At 41.7% G+C, this 16841-nt stretch carries 15 protein-coding genes; 4 read left to right on the top strand and 11 right to left on the bottom strand.

All coding sequences use genetic code 11. From position 1 onward, the window contains the following. Positions 1 to 25 precede the first annotated feature (25 nt). From ADA42_RS01420 to tviB, 9 genes are read right to left on the bottom strand one after another with little or no spacing between them, the layout of a single operon-like run. The gene (locus ADA42_RS01420; protein WP_048763199.1) at positions 26 to 1219 is read right to left on the bottom strand and encodes a DegT/DnrJ/EryC1/StrS family aminotransferase; all 1194 of its coding nucleotides are present in this window, start codon (positions 1217 to 1219) and stop codon (positions 26 to 28) included. After that, the gene (locus ADA42_RS01415) at positions 1213 to 1917 is read right to left on the bottom strand and encodes an acetyltransferase (protein ID WP_048763197.1); all 705 of its coding nucleotides are present in this window, start codon (positions 1915 to 1917) and stop codon (positions 1213 to 1215) included. Before ADA42_RS01415 ends, ADA42_RS01420 begins: the two co-directional genes overlap by 7 nt. Next, positions 1898 to 2512, bottom strand: coding sequence for a sugar transferase (locus tag ADA42_RS01410; RefSeq protein ID WP_004941746.1), 615 nt, complete (start codon positions 2510 to 2512; stop codon positions 1898 to 1900). Before ADA42_RS01410 ends, ADA42_RS01415 begins: the two co-directional genes overlap by 20 nt. After that, positions 2506 to 3654, bottom strand: coding sequence for a glycosyltransferase family 4 protein (locus tag ADA42_RS01405; protein WP_048763195.1), 1149 nt, complete (start codon positions 3652 to 3654; stop codon positions 2506 to 2508). The genes ADA42_RS01410 and ADA42_RS01405 overlap by 7 nt, the downstream gene beginning before the upstream one ends. Further along, positions 3651 to 4733, bottom strand: coding sequence for a glycosyltransferase (locus tag ADA42_RS01400; RefSeq protein WP_048763194.1), 1083 nt, complete (start codon positions 4731 to 4733; stop codon positions 3651 to 3653). Before ADA42_RS01400 ends, ADA42_RS01405 begins: the two co-directional genes overlap by 4 nt. A 12-nt stretch (positions 4734 to 4745) precedes the next feature. Next, positions 4746 to 5846, bottom strand: coding sequence for a glycosyltransferase (locus ADA42_RS01395; protein ID WP_048763192.1), 1101 nt, complete (start codon positions 5844 to 5846; stop codon positions 4746 to 4748). After that, positions 5843 to 7138, bottom strand: a complete 1296-nt coding sequence (locus ADA42_RS01390) for a lipid II flippase MurJ (protein WP_048763190.1) — start codon at positions 7136 to 7138, stop codon at positions 5843 to 5845. Before ADA42_RS01390 ends, ADA42_RS01395 begins: the two co-directional genes overlap by 4 nt. Before the next feature lie 5 nt (positions 7139 to 7143). After that, positions 7144 to 8169 carry an NAD-dependent epimerase/dehydratase family protein gene (locus ADA42_RS01385; protein WP_048763188.1) on the bottom strand — a complete coding sequence of 342 codons (1026 nt, stop codon included), beginning with the start codon at positions 8167 to 8169 and terminating at the stop codon, positions 7144 to 7146. Positions 8170 to 8199: 30 nt separating this feature from the next. Beyond that, positions 8200 to 9480 carry a Vi polysaccharide biosynthesis UDP-N-acetylglucosamine C-6 dehydrogenase TviB gene (gene tviB / locus ADA42_RS01380; RefSeq protein WP_048763186.1) on the bottom strand — a complete coding sequence of 427 codons (1281 nt, stop codon included), beginning with the start codon at positions 9478 to 9480 and terminating at the stop codon, positions 8200 to 8202. A 276-nt stretch (positions 9481 to 9756) separates the two neighbouring features. Here tviB and ADA42_RS01375 point away from each other — a divergent pair, with 276 nt between their 5' ends. Beyond that, on the top strand, positions 9757 to 10140 hold the full coding sequence (locus ADA42_RS01375) for a HEAT repeat domain-containing protein (RefSeq protein ID WP_048763185.1): 384 nt from the start codon (positions 9757 to 9759) through the stop codon (positions 10138 to 10140). A 160-nt stretch (positions 10141 to 10300) separates the two neighbouring features. Continuing rightward, on the top strand, positions 10301 to 11719 hold the full coding sequence (locus ADA42_RS01370) for a mannose-1-phosphate guanylyltransferase/mannose-6-phosphate isomerase (protein ID WP_048763184.1): 1419 nt from the start codon (positions 10301 to 10303) through the stop codon (positions 11717 to 11719). Between the two features lie 54 nt (positions 11720 to 11773). Here ADA42_RS01370 and ADA42_RS01365 read toward each other — a convergent pair whose 3' ends face one another. After that, positions 11774 to 12919 carry a glycosyltransferase family 4 protein gene (locus tag ADA42_RS01365; protein WP_048763182.1) on the bottom strand — a complete coding sequence of 382 codons (1146 nt, stop codon included), beginning with the start codon at positions 12917 to 12919 and terminating at the stop codon, positions 11774 to 11776. 130 nt (positions 12920 to 13049) lie between these two features. Here ADA42_RS01365 and ADA42_RS01360 point away from each other — a divergent pair, with 130 nt between their 5' ends. Together ADA42_RS01360 and ADA42_RS18320 are read left to right on the top strand one after the other, a co-directional pair. Next, positions 13050 to 14060, top strand: coding sequence for a glycosyltransferase family 4 protein (locus ADA42_RS01360; RefSeq protein ID WP_048763180.1), 1011 nt, complete (start codon positions 13050 to 13052; stop codon positions 14058 to 14060). A gap of 2 nt (positions 14061 to 14062) precedes the next feature. Beyond that, complete coding sequence (locus ADA42_RS18320) at positions 14063 to 15322, top strand: O-antigen ligase family protein (protein ID WP_151676198.1); 1260 nt, start codon at positions 14063 to 14065, stop codon at positions 15320 to 15322. 657 nt (positions 15323 to 15979) lie between these two features. Here the strand turns inward: ADA42_RS18320 and ADA42_RS01340 are convergent. Further along, entirely contained in the window at positions 15980 to 16840 is an 861-nt protein-coding gene (locus ADA42_RS01340; protein ID WP_151676197.1) for a glycosyl transferase, read from the bottom strand. Position 16841: the final 1 nt, after the last annotated feature.

Raw genomic sequence — 16841 nt, 5'->3', positions numbered from 1 at the left:
TTCATTTGAGTTGCCATTGCGTTGGTCACTGGGTCTGCGTACGCGCAGCATCTAATTGCTCAAGTACCTGCTGAATGGCACTCAAGGTCTGCTGCATATTGTCTTGGGTTAAGGTTGGATGCACCAAAAACATCAGGCTGGTTTCCCCTAAAGCGCGTGCATTGGGCAATCGCTGTGCAGGGCGCCATGGCGTATGGTCAAAAGCATGTTCGAGATAAACTTCAGAACATGAACCACTGAAACAGGGCACGCCCAGTGCGGTAATTTCTTGCATGATTCGATCACGTGACCAACCCGGTGGCAATTGTTCTGGCACAACCTGTACATAACATTTGTAATAGGCATGTACTGTATCGACGGCAGGTTTTGCCACCAAAAAATACGGCGAATTTTCCAAGGCTGCCAGAATTTGCATGGCATTTTGGGTACGCAGCAATGTCCATTCGGCCATTCGTTTAAGTTGAATGCGCCCAATGACCGCTTGCATTTCCATCATACGCCAGTTGGTTCCAAAGGAATCATGTAACCAGCGAAATCCGGGTGGATGTGGGGTGTGATACACGCTGTCATAGTTTTTACCATGATCTTTATAGGCCCACATTTTTTTCCAAAGATATTCATCTTGTGTGGTGACCATACCGCCTTCACCCCCGGTGGTCATGATCTTGTCCTGACAAAACGACCATGCACCAATATGCCCAATTGCACCCGCAGATTTGCCTTTATACGATGCACCATGCGCCTGCGCACAATCTTCAATCACATAAATACCGCGCTCTTGTGCCAGTTGCATAATCGGGTCCATATCACACATCCACCCCGCCAGATGGACACAGATAATGGCTTTGGTATTGGGCGTAATGACAGCTTCAATGGTGGCTCTAGAAATATTCTGAGAATCCAGTTCAACATCGGCAAAAACCGGATTGGCACCCGCAGTGACAATCGAGCTGGCCGAAGCCAAAAAGGTACGTGATGTGACCACCACATCGTCTCCTGCACCGATATCTAGCGCCTTTAGAGCCAAATCTAGTGCAGTGGTGCCATTGGAAACTGCGACCGCGTAGGCAGCGCCCGCCCATGCGGCAAATTCTTTTTCAAAATCACGGCAATGTTGACCCGTCCAGTAATTGACCCGATTGGATAGCAGCACATTCGAGACTGCATCCGCTTCTTCTTGGGTAAAACTGGGCCATGGGGCGAAGGCAGTATTTAACATGCTGAAGGTCCTGATCTTGATATCTTGATAATACGGGCTGGATTACCCACCACCGTTGCGCCATCGGGAACGTCGTCGATGACGACGGCCCCCATTCCCACCACAGCGCCACGACCAATCATTAATGGCCGAGTGGAGGTTCCCTGCCGCAGCATGGCGCCAGCACCAATATAGGCGTGATCACCAATATGCACATTGCCGTTGCACTTGACCGACGGTGCAAACGTGACGTAATTGCCAATCACACAGTCGTGTGCCACATAACTAAAATAATTGGCATGAAAGAAATCGCCTACACGAATATTCGAGCTGAAATGCACATGATTGCACAGTACGGCGCCTTGCCCAATCTGCACATCATCCATCTGAATCTGGGTTGCAGCCCATACACTCCAGTGCTGAAGCAAGTGTTGTTCGAGCTTTTGTACCAGTCGTTCACGTATCTGGCTGTTGGCGATGGCAATACAGACATATTTCGCTGTCGCTTCAAGCGCCACAAATGCATCGAACGTCAGCACTCGGTGTCCATTGACCCATTCGGCCGATTCGGCCGATTCGGCATCATCGATAAATACCAGTTCGTAAGCACTCTCTAAATCAGCCGCCTGCAACTGGGCACGCGCCAGCGGCATGACACCGCGCCCAAAACCACTGGCGCCATAAATGGCATAAAGCGTTTTAAGGGGTTCGCTCGTCATCTTTTGGATTTCCGGTAAATCGCGTCATGGTCACGGCCTCAGACTGATTGATGCCTTCTTTAATGAGCACCTTTTTTACGGTCTGTAGCATGATTTTAAAATCAAGCCAGATCGACTGATGCTCGACATACCAAGTATCGAGTTTAAATTTTTCCTGCCAGCTAATCGAGTTACGCCCATTGACCTGTGCATGGCCGGTCATGCCCGGGCGTACATTGTGCCGCTTGGCCTGCTCTTCGTTATACAGCGGCAAGTATTCCATTAACAATGGACGCGGTCCGACAATACTCATGTCGCCCTTAATCACATTCCATAGCTCGGGCATTTCATCCAGGCTGGTCGAGCGTAGCATCTTGCCAAAGGGGGTCAGTCGCTGATCATTGGGCAAAAGCTGCCCAGAGGCATCACGTGCATCGGTCATGGTGCGAAACTTGATCATATCAAAAGGTTTGCCATGCAAACCTGGACGTGTCTGACGAAACAGTACAGGTGAGCCCAAATTTTTACGGACTTTATACGCCACATACAGATAAAGCGGCGATAAAACCACCAGTGCAGTGGATGCAATCACAATATCAAGGCTTCGTTTTAGCATGACGGCTTCACACCCATTTCGGTCAGCATGTGTGCATTCACCCGATGCACATCATATTTAGTTAAAGCAATTTTCCGAGAACGTTGTCCCATATCTTCTACTCGCGCTGGCTGGTCGATACACTGCTGCATCGCATTCACCAACGCATCTACCGATTTTACTGCAACCAGATAGCCATTTTCACCTTCAATCACGGTTTCACGGCAGCCCGGTGCATCGGTGGTAATGACAGCACGGCCCATCGCCATGGCTTCTAGCACGGTACGTGGCGTACCTTCACGATATGAGGGCAACACATAGACTGATGTTGCGGCAATGGCCGGACGAACATCTGTGAGTTTACCCCAATACGTGACGCGTTGCTCTTGCACCCATAGATCCAGTTCTTTTTGGTCAATTGCAGACGGATTCTGGTCAATCCAGCCCACCAGATGAAATTCGATCTCAGGATGCATGGCTTTAATTTTCGCAGCAGCAGCGGCATATTCTCGCACACCTTTATCGCCGAGCAAGCGTGCGATCAATAGAAACGCCACTTTCGGCTGCCCGTTTGCCTGTCTTGGCAATTCAACCTGATCAAATTTAGCCAGATCAACCCCTGAGCCATTGACAACCACGGCAGGCTTATTGCGCTCAATCAGCTTCATATGTCGAAACAGCGCCAGATCGTCTGGATTTTGAAAAAATACCTTATCGCTATAGGTCAGGGCTTTTTTATACAGGCCGTGCACAGCACGTTGAAACAAACTTTTGGCCTGCTCCTCACCACGCTGAAATGCATAACCCAATCCGGTAATCAGGGCAAAGCGCTGTGGCACGCGAGCAAGCCATGCCGCCCATGTGCCATAGATAACGGGTTTAATGGTATAAGACAACACCATATCTGGCTGTACCCGACGAATCACGCGATATAACGCAAATAGCGTGTTCAGATCGGCCAGCGGATTGGTGCCTGTACGCTGCATGGGAACTTCAAGCACCATATAGCCTAACTGTGTCAGTGCTGTCACTTGTTCAGGGAAATCGGCATGATTGGGCGCAATCACGACAACTTCATGCCCTTGTGCGGCAATGGCTTCTAAAAGTTTGCCTCGAAAGTTGAGTACCGACGGCAAATAACTGCTAATCATTAAAAATTTCATTGGCAAGAGGCCCAAAGTGCTGCGTATTGGACCGCAACATGATCAAGACTAAACTGTGCAGCAACACGTGCACGCGCTTGGGTTTTTAAAATTTGTTGGTCTGTATCGGACAATTTAAAATAATGCGCTACTGCATCGGCCAATGCATCGACATCACGCGCAGGGACCACATAGCCAGTCTCTTGCACAATGAAGCCTGCATCGCCCACATCGGTGGTGACACAAGGCACACCCGAAGCCATCGCCTCGATCAGTACCGTTGGTAGGCCTTCGGTAATTGAGGTCATCACCAGCAGATCCAGCCCTTGGTAAAAACGTGGCATATCGTGGACTGGACCGAAGCATATCACTTTGTGCTGCGCAATCTGATAGCGCTGCATCAGTGCGGCAATCTCAGGCTGCTCTGCCTCTACGCCCTTACCCGCCAGATGAAAGACCACCGGAAGCGCTTGCAGCTTCGCGATCATGGCAAATAAATACTCGAAACCTTTGGCAGCATGGTAGCGTCCGGCAAATCCAATCACCATCGGCGTGTGGCGCTCGGCTTGAGTATGAAAGTCTTGCAGTGTAACTCCGTTGGGAATCACACAGCCGCGCGCCGAGTGAAACCCAAATTGTTGATGCTGCTGAGCCGCAGCATGCGCACAATATACAATGGCCTCTGGCCGAGCCGAAAGACGACGACTCAGCAGTAAAGCCAGTTTGGTGCTGCGTGACTCATCTTTGAGCGCAGCCAAGGAGTGATGAATTCCCCATACAACGGGGGGATGCGACGCCCCACCCAAACAGACCAGCGAAACCAGCACATTGGCATGATACATCCAGCACTGGATCACCGCTGGCTGAAGCGCTTTGATCTGCCGGCGCAACTGTAGCAGACAAGACAAAGTATTGATGCCGTTCCAGTGCAATGCCTTCACCGATGCACAACGATCTAGCGCAGCCTGATAAGTATCATTGACCCGCATCAGCGCAATCACATGATGTTCGTGCTCGGGCTGTGCCTGAATCAGACGCGAGAGCATGCTCTCTGCGCCACCCAGCGCAGAAAAGTTTGTAATAACATGCAACACCTTCATGCGCTGCCGCTCCTAAATCAGGGCCAGATAGGCCTGTGTAATGGCATCCAAGCCATAGACCTGTTCTGGATGTTGAGCGCGATCTGTCTGAATATCGCCCTGTAAAACCTTAAATAGTGCATCACTCAGTGCCGCCTGATCCTGATTGGGCACCAAAACACCATAGCGCCCCTGCTCCAGAATTTCACGTGGCCCACTCGGACAATCGGTCGACACAATATTGAGCTTTAAAGCCAATGCCTGAATCAGCGCACCGGGTAATCCTTCCCATTTTGAGCTCATCACATACACATCGGCCTTGGCCATGTATGCAAATGGATTGGCACGAAAGCCCGGCAGTGCCACATATTGTTGAAGCCCTAGCGTATGAATCAGGCTCTCTAACTCAGCGCGCTGCTCACCTTCGCCCAAAATGAAGAGATGTGCCGGCGTGCGCTGGATCAGCTGGGCAAACGCATGCAGCAACAGCGGATAATTTTTGGCTTCGGTTAATCGCCCAGCCGCCACAATCACAGGTATGCTACGCTCGGGCTGAAACCAAGGCTCTTCAACTGCTTCTTGGGCCAGTTGGTATAGCTCCGGCGTAATCACGGGATCGTAAATCACGTGTGTTTTCGGCAAGGCAGTACCCAAATACTGCTGCATATCGTCGGCTACGCCTTGCGATACAGGAACCAAAACATCACAGCGCTGATACACCCATCGCATCGCGCTTTGTAATAGCCACTTTTTTAGGCCAGTACGATGTTTTAAATTCACACTGGCTGTACTGGTTTCGCGGCAAATCAGGCGAGTTTTGATACCCGATAACTGTTTTGCCCAATACACCATAATATTGGTGTGGGTCATGGTGCTAATCAGCGCATCGGGCTGTACCTGCTTGAGCCATGCCACCAATGGCCGCGTCATGTACTTCACCTGACCACAGGCCAAATCGACCAAATGCACAGCAGGAGACAACTCGGCTTTGAGTTTGGATTTTTCGCCTGCAAGATTGACCGCAATGACGTAAGTTTCCAGTCCGGCATTGACAAAACCATTGGCCAGCAATACTGCGGTACGTTCAGCACCGCCGCCGCCCAAAGTCGGAATGATCAAGGCTACTTTTTTCATTGCGGACGTTTCCTATACAGCACAATGTGCGTGAGTAAATACACAGCCGATACCAGATACACCAGCATCAGGGCCCAGCCTAGGCTTTCTATGCCCTTGCCTAAATACACAATCCAGTAGGCACCCGACAAAAAAAACAAGATGAGTGAAATGAGATTGCCGAGCACAAAAATACGCGAAATCCGTAACGATACCACAAGCCTCGACAGCAACACACACGGCACATAAAACGGAATATACAGCAGCAAATACTTTAAAATATAGGCCACCTGTACCGTGCTTTCGGCATTAAAGCGACCACGCTCGAACACCAGCGCGACAATAGGCTCTACAAAAAAATACAGCGGCAACAGCAACAGCGCAAACACCACAAAGCTCAAAGCCGCCAGCTTCAATCCTTCGCGAATTCCGTGGGCAGAGTCTTTTACAATCTGCTCCGCAATATGCGGGAACAACACCGAATTGATGATAATGCCGACCAGCATCAGGCCCGTAGACACCAGTTTGGTGGCATAGTTCAAACTTGCCACCTGCCCATCGCCTAAATAACCCGCCAGATAATTTGAAATGACCGGTAATAAGCCCAAAATTGCCGATGAAAACACAATCCAGAAAAAATCTTGAATCAATGGTCGATGCTTGTAAAAAAGTGCGCTACGCGGGCGCTGCCACTGAAATGCGATCTGCCGCCGTAAGGTCAGATACTGCCCCGTCAAACGTAGCCCAAAGCCCAAATACCAGCCGCAGGTGAGCAACAGTGCCGCAGGAATCTGCTGAATGCTGAGTAGCACAATGGTGCCCAAAGGAATAAATAGCGAAAATAGATTGTTGATCAGGCTGCGTTTTTCGGCATTTAGAATGCTGTCAAAATAAGAGGTCAGACCTTGTACCACAATCATAGGCGCAAGCAGCAGGCCTATGGTGATGATTTGCTGATTTTTTTCGGGTGTGGCATGCAAAAAAAATGGCTGTAACAGCACACTATATGCCACGCACACCCCGCTGAGCAACACTAAAAACAGCAGGTTCATCCCCATCATTTCGGAGAAGAACAGCGCTTGTGCCTGCTCAGCCTTGGCCTGTAAATAGGCAGGCATAATGGTGGCATTAATGGATGAACCGTATAAACTGACCAGATACAGCGGAACGCTTAAGGCCAGATAAAACACGTCAATCTGACTGGATACCCCAAAGTGATAGGCCACCAGCATTTCTTTGACAAAGCCTAATGCACTAACAGCCAGACCAATTAAAAGTACCAGTGCAGACGACGACAGAAGCTTTTTATACATTGAAATCAGGTTAAATCCTGCACATACCACTGCATGGCCTGTTCGATACCCTGTGCAAATTTATGTGTCGGTACATAACCCAGTAAGTGACTAATTTTGGAGATATCCGCTTGAGAGTGCCTTACATCTCCTGCACGGAACTCCCGATGTACCGCATCTTTTGCGTATTGCACCTGATTACTCGCAAGTGCATTACGAATTGCCTCAAACAACTGATTGAGCGTGGTACGGTCACCAACTGCCACGTTGTACACCTGATTCTTGGCCGCTTCTGATGAGGTAGTTGCAGCCAACAGATTGGCTTGTACCGTATTTTCAATAAAGCAGAAATCGCGACTGGTTTCGCCATCACCGTTGATAAATACGTCTTGGCCCTGAATCATGGCTGCAGTCCATTTTGGAATAACCGCCGCATAGGCACCATTTGGATCTTGGCGCTGACCAAAGACGTTAAAATAACGTAGGCCGATACACTGAAAACCATAACTACGTGCAAAGACATCGGCATAGATTTCATTGACATACTTGGTAACCGCATAGGGTGAAAGCGGCTTGCCAATATTGTCTTCAACTTTAGGTAATGCGGGGTGATCACCGTAGGTAGAGCTACTGGCAGCATAGGTAAAGCTTTTCACCTGCGCATCTCGAGCCGCGACCAGCATATTTAAAAAGCCGCCAATATTGACACTATTGGTGGTAATCGGATCGTCTAATGAACGTGGTACAGAACCGAGTGCAGCCTGATGCAACACGTAATCGACGCCCGCACATGCCGCATGACAGGTGTGCAGATCGCAAATATCACCTTCAATAAAATGAAAATTCGCCCATTGTTCAGCGCTGACCAAGCCTTGAACTTCATCTAAATTGTGCTGATGCCCTGTGGCAAAGTTATCTAGCCCCACCACACGCTGATTTAATTTCAGCAAGGTTTCGAGCAGATTTGAACCAATAAAACCTGCAACCCCTGTCACCAACCATGTGCTGGGTGTCGCTTTGAGCGACGTACACAGATCTTGATAAGCCGTCATGATGATCTCTCCACTTAACCGCACTACAACTTACAAACGGATATCCGACTGCGCGTGATCCAGTACATATTTTAAATCGTAGACCACATGATTGGCGCGTCCTAATGCATGAATCGCTTCACTGCCCATCGCTTTAAACTGATCATGGGCGACCGCTAAAATAATCGCATCGTAACGACCTTGCTCAGGCTGGGCCACCAGATCAATCGCGTATTCATGACGCGTTTCTTCAGCATCTGCCCACGGGTCGTAAATATCGACCTGCATATTGAAGTCTTTTAGTTCTGTCACGATATCGACAATTTTGGTATTACGAATATCGGGACAGTTTTCTTTAAAGGTCAGGCCTAAAATCAGTACCTTGGCATCTTCAATCTGGATGCGCTTTTTGTTCATTGTTTTGATGAGCTGATTGGCCACATACATGCTCATGTTGTCGTTTAAACGACGGCCTGCCAGTATAATTTCAGGGTGATACCCAATGGCCTGTGCCTTGTGGGTCAGGTAATACGGATCGACCCCGATACAGTGGCCCCCAACCAAGCCCGGACGAAACGGTAAAAAGTTCCATTTGGTGCCCGCGGCCTTAAGTACCGCTTCGGTGTCGATGCCCATTTTATTAAAAATAATCGCTAATTCATTAATCAGGGCAATATTGACATCACGCTGGGTATTTTCAATGACCTTGGCTGCCTCAGCCACCTTGATACTTGGTGCCTTATGGGTGCCAGCTTCAATAATCAACTGATACACCGCATCGACATAATCTGCAATTTCAGGGGTAGAACCCGCCGTGATTTTTAAAATATTGGTCACACGGTGCGCTTTATCGCCAGGATTGATACGCTCGGGGCTATAACCCGCAAAAAAATCCTGATTAAAGCTTAAACCCGACACTTGCTCTAAAATCGGCACGCAGACCTCTTCGGTTGCGCCTGGAAATACCGTCGACTCATACACCACCACATCGCCTTTTTTAAGTGCGCGACCAATGGTCTGTGACGCTTTGATGAGCGGTGTGAGATCTGGTTGTTTAAACTGGTCAATCGGGGTGGGTACAGTCACAATAAAGAAATTGCAATCTTGCAAATCTGAGACATCACACGAATAGTGCAAATGCTTGGCCTGTTGCAGCTCGTCTGCACTGACCTCAAGCGTATGGTCTTGCCCCTGCTGTAGCTCGCTGATGCGTTTTTGATGGATATCAAACCCGACTACAGCAACATGCTTGCCAAACTCGACGGCCAGCGGTAAGCCCACATAGCCCAAACCAATGATAGCAATACGAAGATTTTGAAGATCTAGAGGCATGCAAGACGACATAAACGTTGATTATTCTGTGAATAGATGCAGTTATTCTACAACATTCTCCATGCCGGAATGTGTCATTTTTTTCGTTATACTTTTATTAGAGATTTTTAATAATAACAAGAAATATAAAGCAGAATTTACAATTGCGAAGCAAAGCACTTTTTTGTAAATCTACGTAAATTTAATCACAATTAACATCAAAATATTTTTAAAAATTAATATCTTAACAATGTTAATATATGTAAAATAAAAATCAATAAAGTATAGGATTACTTTATGATTATAGAGGGTTTCGCATTGAAAGCTGAATTTGAGTTTTTGGTAAAATTGACACAGTCCAATTCTCTGGATGTGAGATTAGCTGCAATCGGTGCAATAGCCAAAACCACCGAGCATAAAGCATTTGTAATTAGTACCTTATCTAACATCATCAAATTTGGTAGTGCAAAAGAAAAATGCGCAGCAATTCAGGCACTCGGTGAACTAGGAAGCCAAGATGCGATACGCATTTTGGTGGATGAAATACAAACCCCAAATAACCACTCTATTAAAAAATTAGCTATAACTGCTTTGGGTGAGGCGATAAAAAAGATGGAGTTAAATGAATTACAAGAGGACAAAACAGGCCATGAACAAAAACTAAGATTAAGGGTTATGTAGGTATTACTTGCCTAATCAATTGTAAGATCAGAGTAAGTATTACTTACGACAAACCACTAAGTGGTACCTCATATTATTAGAATAATAAGATTCCTAAACAGCAATAATTCGTGTATATGTATGCGTGTATTTAGGTACATATATCAATTATAGGTTTAACATGACAACTAAAATCTTACCTGTCATTATGGCAGGTGGTAGCGGCACCCGCTTATGGCCTTTGTCACGCGCACAATATCCGAAACAATTTTTAAAACTTTCTCCAGATGGCTACACGTTATTACAAGCCACCCTTTTACGTTTAAAAAATCTTGATTGTGCAGACCCAATTCTGATCTGTAACGAAGAGCATCGCTTCTTGGCCGCAGAGCAAATGCGCGAAATTGGCATAACCGCCAAAATTATTTTGGAGCCTGAAGGTAAAAATACAGCGCCCGCGATTACGCTGGCAGCACTCTACCAGACCCAACAAGCAAAAGACTCAGATACCATCATGCTGGTGTTGGCAGCAGATCATGTAATTACCGAGCAAGCGCAATTTGAGCACAGTATTATGCAAGCAATAGAACTTGCAGAACATGACAAACTGGTTACCTTTGGTATTGTGCCTACACATGCCGAGACCGGTTATGGCTATATCGAAAAAGGGAATGCAGCGCTCAATGGCTTTCAGGTACAGCGCTTTGTAGAGAAGCCCGATGCAGCCACAGCCGAGCAATACTTAGAAAGCCAGAAATTTCTCTGGAACAGCGGCATGTTTATGTTTAAAGCCGATGTTTATTTAAACGAACTGCAAAAGTATGCGCAAGATATCTACAACTCGTGCGTTGTTTCTATACAAGACACCAAAGCAGATCTAGATTTTATCCGGATTGATAAAGACGCCTTTAAACAGTGTCGTTCTGAATCGATTGACTATGCTGTGATGGAGCAAACCCAAGATGCAGTGGTGGTGCCACTCGATGCCAACTGGAACGATGTCGGCTCTTGGTCTGCGCTTTGGGATATTCAAAATAAAGACGATCAAGGTAATGTGATTCAGGGTGATGTAATTACTGTAAAAAGCCAAAATAACTATGTCTTTAGCGAAAGCCGTTTGGTGAGCTTACTTGGCGTTGACAATCTGGTCGTGATTGAAACCAAAGATGCCATACTGGTTGCAGACAAATCTAAAGTACAAGACATTAAAAAGATTGTTGAAACTATTAAAGAACAAGGGCGTACCGAGCATTTCTGTCACCGTGAAGTGTACAGACCATGGGGCAAATACGACAGTATCGACCATGCAGAACGCTATCAGGTAAAAAGAATTACAGTGAAACCTGGCCAGAAACTTTCGATCCAGATGCACCATCATCGCTCTGAACATTGGATTGTGGTGAATGGCACCGCTAAAATTCATAAAGGAAAAGAGTCATTTCTACTCACAGAAAATCAGTCGACTTATATCCCTTTAGGCGAGATTCACGCGCTTGAAAATCCAGGTAAAGTTCAGCTTGAACTAATTGAAGTGCAATCGGGTTCTTATTTGGGCGAAGACGATATTGTAAGATTTGAAGATCTTTACGGTCGTTGTTAAACAACAGTTAACCTATTCAAGCCGCGCGAAATGCTCGGCTTGAATAATTTTAAACTATTGCATCGATTCTTTTTTGGCAACCCATTTCTGCTGAACATACTGCTCAATTTCAGTGTGAAAGCGCTGATTGGAAAACTTTAAAGCCTGATTACGGCAGTTTTCTGGCAAAAATAAATCACAATTCCGCTCAAAATCTTCAACTGCCGTAATCACACTTGAGACTTCCTGCTTATCAAAAAAAGCGCCCGTTGGATTTGCAGAGTGAATCGAATTGATGGTTTCTAATGCCCCACCTTTACCAAAAGCAATCACGGGTGTGCCGCATGCTTGAGACTCAACAGGTGTAATACCAAAATCTTCTTCCGCTGCAAATACAAAGGCTTTAGCACGCTGCATGTGATCTTGCATCACGCTGTTCGGTTGATACCCTAAAATTTCGATATTAGATGTCGCTTTAGACTTGATTTTTTGCATATCTGGGCCATCCCCAATCACGACCAATCTTTTATTTGGCATATGGGAAAAAGCTTCAACAATTAGATCAATTTTTTTATAAGGCACCATACGTGAAGCGGTAAAGTAAAAATCATCTTTGTTTTCACGTAGTGTAAAGCGATCTGTATCTACAGGTGGATAAATCACATCTGCTTCGCGGCCATATACCTTATGAATACGACGCGCAATAAATTTAGAGTTTGCAACAAAGTGATCTACCCCATTGGCGGTGCGGTAGTCCCACATCCGAATTTTGTGTAATAACCAACGTACAATAATGGCTTTTATGCCCTTGGTGAGCCCCAACTCACGTAAATACTGATGCTGTAAGTCCCATGCATAGCGTATAGGCGAGTGAACATAGCTAATGTGCAGTTGGTCTGGCCCCGTAAGCACACCTTTGGCTACTGCATGGCTACTCGATAAAATCACATCGTAGGCAGAGACATCTAACTGCTCAATGGCTAAAGGCATAAATGGAAGATAATTGCGGTATTTTGTTTCAGCTTTAGGAAATTTTTGAATAAATGTTGTTTGGGCGTGTTTACCTAAAAAATGCTGTCGACTTTCATCGCTTAAAAAATCAATCACAGCAAATAGGTCTGATTTTGGGAAAACTTTTAATATTTCAGTCATTACGCGCTCAGCACCCGCATAGGTGACAAGCCAATCTGCAACTAAAGCTGTTTTTGGTTCTGTTATCATAGGAAGCTCTTACTCATCCATAATTTTGTAAAAAAATTGAATTTTTGAAGTTAGCAAGTATATACCATTTATATTCCGATAGGATTTCATTATAATTCGAGGTAATTAAAATCTCGTTTAATAAAATTGTATGTTAAATCAACAAAATAAAGTAATTTTCGATACACGTTGGTTTGGAGAGCATGGTATCGGGCGTTTTGCGACAGAAGTTTATGACGAAGATTTCTTTCAGCCAATAAAATTAAAAGGCAACCCTGTATCAATTTTTGATGTTATTAAGCTTACTATATATTTGTTTTTTAATAAAAATTTCTTTTTTTCACCAGGTTTTAATGCACCTTTTTTCTTTTTACATCGAACAGCAATTACTATCCATGATCTCAACCATATAGATGTAGATGCCAATACATCCTTTTTAAAGAAACTCTATTACAACATTGTTCTTAAACGGGCATGTAGAAAAGCTGCACTGATATTTACCGTCTCTGAGTTTTCAAAAGGCAGAATTGTAGACTGGTCGGGTATCAATCCAGATAAGGTGAAAGTGGTATATAACGGTGTATCGAGTGCTTTTCATCAAGATGTGCAGCCCTACCTACCGGGTTTTCCGTATATTTTTATAGTGGGTAATCGAAAGCTACATAAAAATGAAGACCGAGCTTTAAGAGCTTTTGCACAGGCAGATATAGATAAAAATATCCATGTATTATTTTCGGGTAAACCTTCTGATCAATTAGTAAATACAGCGAAAGAGCTTCAAATTGAAGATCGAGTTAAGTTTCTCGGGCGATTAAGTGAAGATGAGCTGGCATCTACCTACAAAGGCGCACTCTGCCTACTTTTTCCATCACTTTATGAAGGTTTTGGGCTTCCTGTAATTGAAGCGATGGCATGTGGAACACCTGTGATTACGTCGAATACAACTTCTTTGGTAGAAATTTCGGGTGATTTATGTGAATTAGTAAATCCAAATGATTACCATCAGATTAGTATTTCCTTAAATAATTTATTAGAGAATCAAGTTTCTAAAAAAATTCATAAAGAGAATATCAATAATCATCTAAGATTATTTACTTGGAATAAAACCAGAAAAGATATAAAAGAATCTATTCAAGAAAAATTATCAGAGAAAGGGTTGTAATTTTGAGTAGTCTTCAGAAAAGTGACATTTTGTTAAGTAAATATATCTTATTAATTATATCTTTTTATTTGATTTTTGGTAATTTTGGAAGAATTGGTGTTAACTTCAATATCACTGAGATTATCATTTTCTTTATAGCCCCATTATTCTTTTTATTTAAAAAGATACCAACAAAAATGTTTTTCTCTGCATTAACTTTATCTACATTTTTGATAATCTCTCTAATAATAGGAGTTTTTAAATCAGATATTATAATTGAATATATCCAGTATAATATTAGACTCATATTTCAAATAATTACTGGTTTTTGTTTTGGTGTATCTTTATGGCTATATGAACTAAAAAATAATAGTTTCGAAAAGCTTATTACTTACTATATCAATATATACATAATATTATGTATTATATCATTATTTATACTGTTGATATTTCCAGATTCGGTAGTCTTGTGGAATTTATTACTAGGAATTGGATATAATTTAACCAGTCCTGATCCGCACTATATGAGAGTTGTTTCTACATATTTCGATCCAAACTTTTTTGGAAATATAATTTTACTTCCTTTTATATTATCATTTGTAAATATAATTAATAACTTTTCAAGAAGCAACCTAATTAAATTCGGTATATTATTTTTATCAATTCTATTAACATTTTCAAGATCATCAATTGCAGCAACTTTATTATGCTTGCTGACAATGATTTTACTATATTTATTTATATCAATGAAAAATAGAAGAATATATAAATCCACGTTTATTATTTTTATAGCTTTTATATGCTCAACAATTAGTATTTTATCATCAGATTTTGTTATAAATCGATTAGCTGATCGTATTTCAAGTACATCAGTTAGTGATGGATCAACCTTGGCACGATTAGAATCCTTCTCAATTGGTCAAGAACTTTTTTTAAGAGAGCCATTATTAGGATATGGGTATAATTTTTCAATAGATTTACAAAAACAATTGCGAGGAAATATCGCATTAGATTCAAGCTTACAAGTGATATTAATAAGTTTTGGGTTGATTGGATCAATGATATTATTTATATTATTTATTACATATATAATAAATCTAATAGTGAAATATAAAAATGCCTTTCAATATGAAAAACTAATTACTTTTTCATTTGTACTTTATTTAATTATTTCCATACTTTTTTTATCAAATTTCAATCAACTAATCTTTTACCCATTCTGGATAATTCCAGTAATAGGAGTTGGAACTTTCCTATCAATTAGACATGTAAACAAGAAATAGTTTAAATTTAAACCAAATAGTATTAGCTATTTAAGAGCTTATTTGAGTTGATTTTTGTATCGTGGAATATGTATAGATCCAAAAATATTTAGTTTAGATTTTTATTATTAGTTAAAATATTTTTCGATACGATTCCAAAGTTCAGATGCAATTAATAATTAATTTTACCTTAAACGCTTAGATAAATTTAGTTATTATTGCATCTATTTTATCTTATAATTTTAGTAGATACGCTCTAATTGATGTGAATGGAATAAGGTGTTAATTTGATATTTTTCTTTGTAGATAAGATACATATAGTTTAAATTATAAATTTTACTAAAGTCAGTATAAAAAAATCTTGTTAAGCTCAATTGTTTTTATTGCAATTTATATAACAATCTAAGAACAAAAAAATTTATTTTTTTAAGTGATTAAATTACAACATCTTAAAGATCAAATTTTGTTCTATGTAAGATGAAGAAAAAGTTACTGACTATTATTACATGTTACTAGAAATTAATATCTATCAAATCAAATAATATCAAAAATTATTTACTATCTTCATCATAATTTACAAATAATAACACTAAAAACTCTACTAAAGATTTGATGTAATCAATGAAAAATTAATATAACACTGAGTTAAAACAATTAAAAAGAGAAATTCAATAAATCTTATTGATTACTTTTAGGATGACAACCTTTAATAAAAATTTTTGTAGAAATTAAGATATTTTTAAATTTAAATTTAAATAAATTTTTCAACAAATACTTAAAAAATCTAGCAAACAAGATAAAATAATTTTCAGAGTAATGTCTAATCATTAATATATCTGCATAAAGCATTTCTTTTTTCTTCCATTCTGAAAAGTTAGCTTCATGTTCCGATAAGGAATGATTTAAAAGCGATACCACTCTAATTTCAAAAATCACACCATGTTTCTTTTTCAAAAACATAATTCTTCTAAAAATTGATACATCAACACCATAAAACACAAAACGTTCATCAAAAATTTTTAAATCGTACTTTTTAAAAATATCAACTAAACTCTTATATATAACTAAGCCTGAACCAATGCTATGAAATTCATTATAAACTGAAATATTCTTTAATAAAATTCCATCATCAATAATTTTATTATTAACTCTCGGATAATAGATTTTATTATCAGAAATATTTTTAATTAAAGGAAGATGTAGATTGATACTTTCTTCAAAATTACTATTGAGATCATCTATAAATGTATTTGGTATTTGTGTATCATCATCCAATAATATATAGCGATCATAATTTGGATTCTTATTGATTACATCATTATACAAATTAGATAATGGCTTATTCCATAAATACTCAAGAAGATGAGTAGATCCATCTATTTTTATGCCATGATCTTTAAAATCATTCAATATTGATGATGGACCATTATTTATTATAACTAAATCAAAGGTATTATTTTCTAAGCAATTTAACGATTTTAAAGTAAACGACTCGCCAATGGTTTTATTGTATAAAACAACCGAAACTAATGTTTTCATA

This window comes from Acinetobacter sp. 243_ASPC (genome assembly GCF_001054715.1).
Classification (GTDB): domain Bacteria; phylum Pseudomonadota; class Gammaproteobacteria; order Pseudomonadales; family Moraxellaceae; genus Acinetobacter; species Acinetobacter soli.
The sequence above is the reverse complement of the archived record's forward strand: the minus strand, read 5'-3'. Positions and strand labels throughout refer to the sequence as shown.

Bases quoted from the DNA above. Each gene is read 5' to 3' on its own strand.
- ADA42_RS01420 (WP_048763199.1), bottom strand. From the start codon at position 1,219: ATGTTAAATACTGCCTTCGCCCCATGGCCCAGTTTTACCCAAGAAGAA.
- ADA42_RS01415 (WP_048763197.1), bottom strand. From the start codon at position 1,917: ATGACGAGCGAACCCCTTAAAACGCTTTATGCCATTTATGGCGCCAGT.
- ADA42_RS01410 (WP_004941746.1), bottom strand. From the start codon at position 2,512: ATGCTAAAACGAAGCCTTGATATTGTGATTGCATCCACTGCACTGGTG.
- ADA42_RS01405 (WP_048763195.1), bottom strand. From the start codon at position 3,654: ATGAAATTTTTAATGATTAGCAGTTATTTGCCGTCGGTACTCAACTTT.
- ADA42_RS01400 (WP_048763194.1), bottom strand. From the start codon at position 4,733: ATGAAGGTGTTGCATGTTATTACAAACTTTTCTGCGCTGGGTGGCGCA.
- ADA42_RS01395 (WP_048763192.1), bottom strand. From the start codon at position 5,846: ATGAAAAAAGTAGCCTTGATCATTCCGACTTTGGGCGGCGGCGGTGCT.
- ADA42_RS01390 (WP_048763190.1), bottom strand. From the start codon at position 7,138: ATGTATAAAAAGCTTCTGTCGTCGTCTGCACTGGTACTTTTAATTGGT.
- ADA42_RS01385 (WP_048763188.1), bottom strand. From the start codon at position 8,169: ATGACGGCTTATCAAGATCTGTGTACGTCGCTCAAAGCGACACCCAGC.
- tviB (WP_048763186.1), bottom strand. From the start codon at position 9,480: ATGCCTCTAGATCTTCAAAATCTTCGTATTGCTATCATTGGTTTGGGC.
- ADA42_RS01375 (WP_048763185.1), top strand. From the start codon at position 9,757: ATGATTATAGAGGGTTTCGCATTGAAAGCTGAATTTGAGTTTTTGGTA.
- ADA42_RS01370 (WP_048763184.1), top strand. From the start codon at position 10,301: ATGACAACTAAAATCTTACCTGTCATTATGGCAGGTGGTAGCGGCACC.
- ADA42_RS01365 (WP_048763182.1), bottom strand. From the start codon at position 12,919: ATGATAACAGAACCAAAAACAGCTTTAGTTGCAGATTGGCTTGTCACC.
- ADA42_RS01360 (WP_048763180.1), top strand. From the start codon at position 13,050: ATGTTAAATCAACAAAATAAAGTAATTTTCGATACACGTTGGTTTGGA.
- ADA42_RS01340 (WP_151676197.1), bottom strand. From the start codon at position 16,840: ATGAAAACATTAGTTTCGGTTGTTTTATACAATAAAACCATTGGCGAG.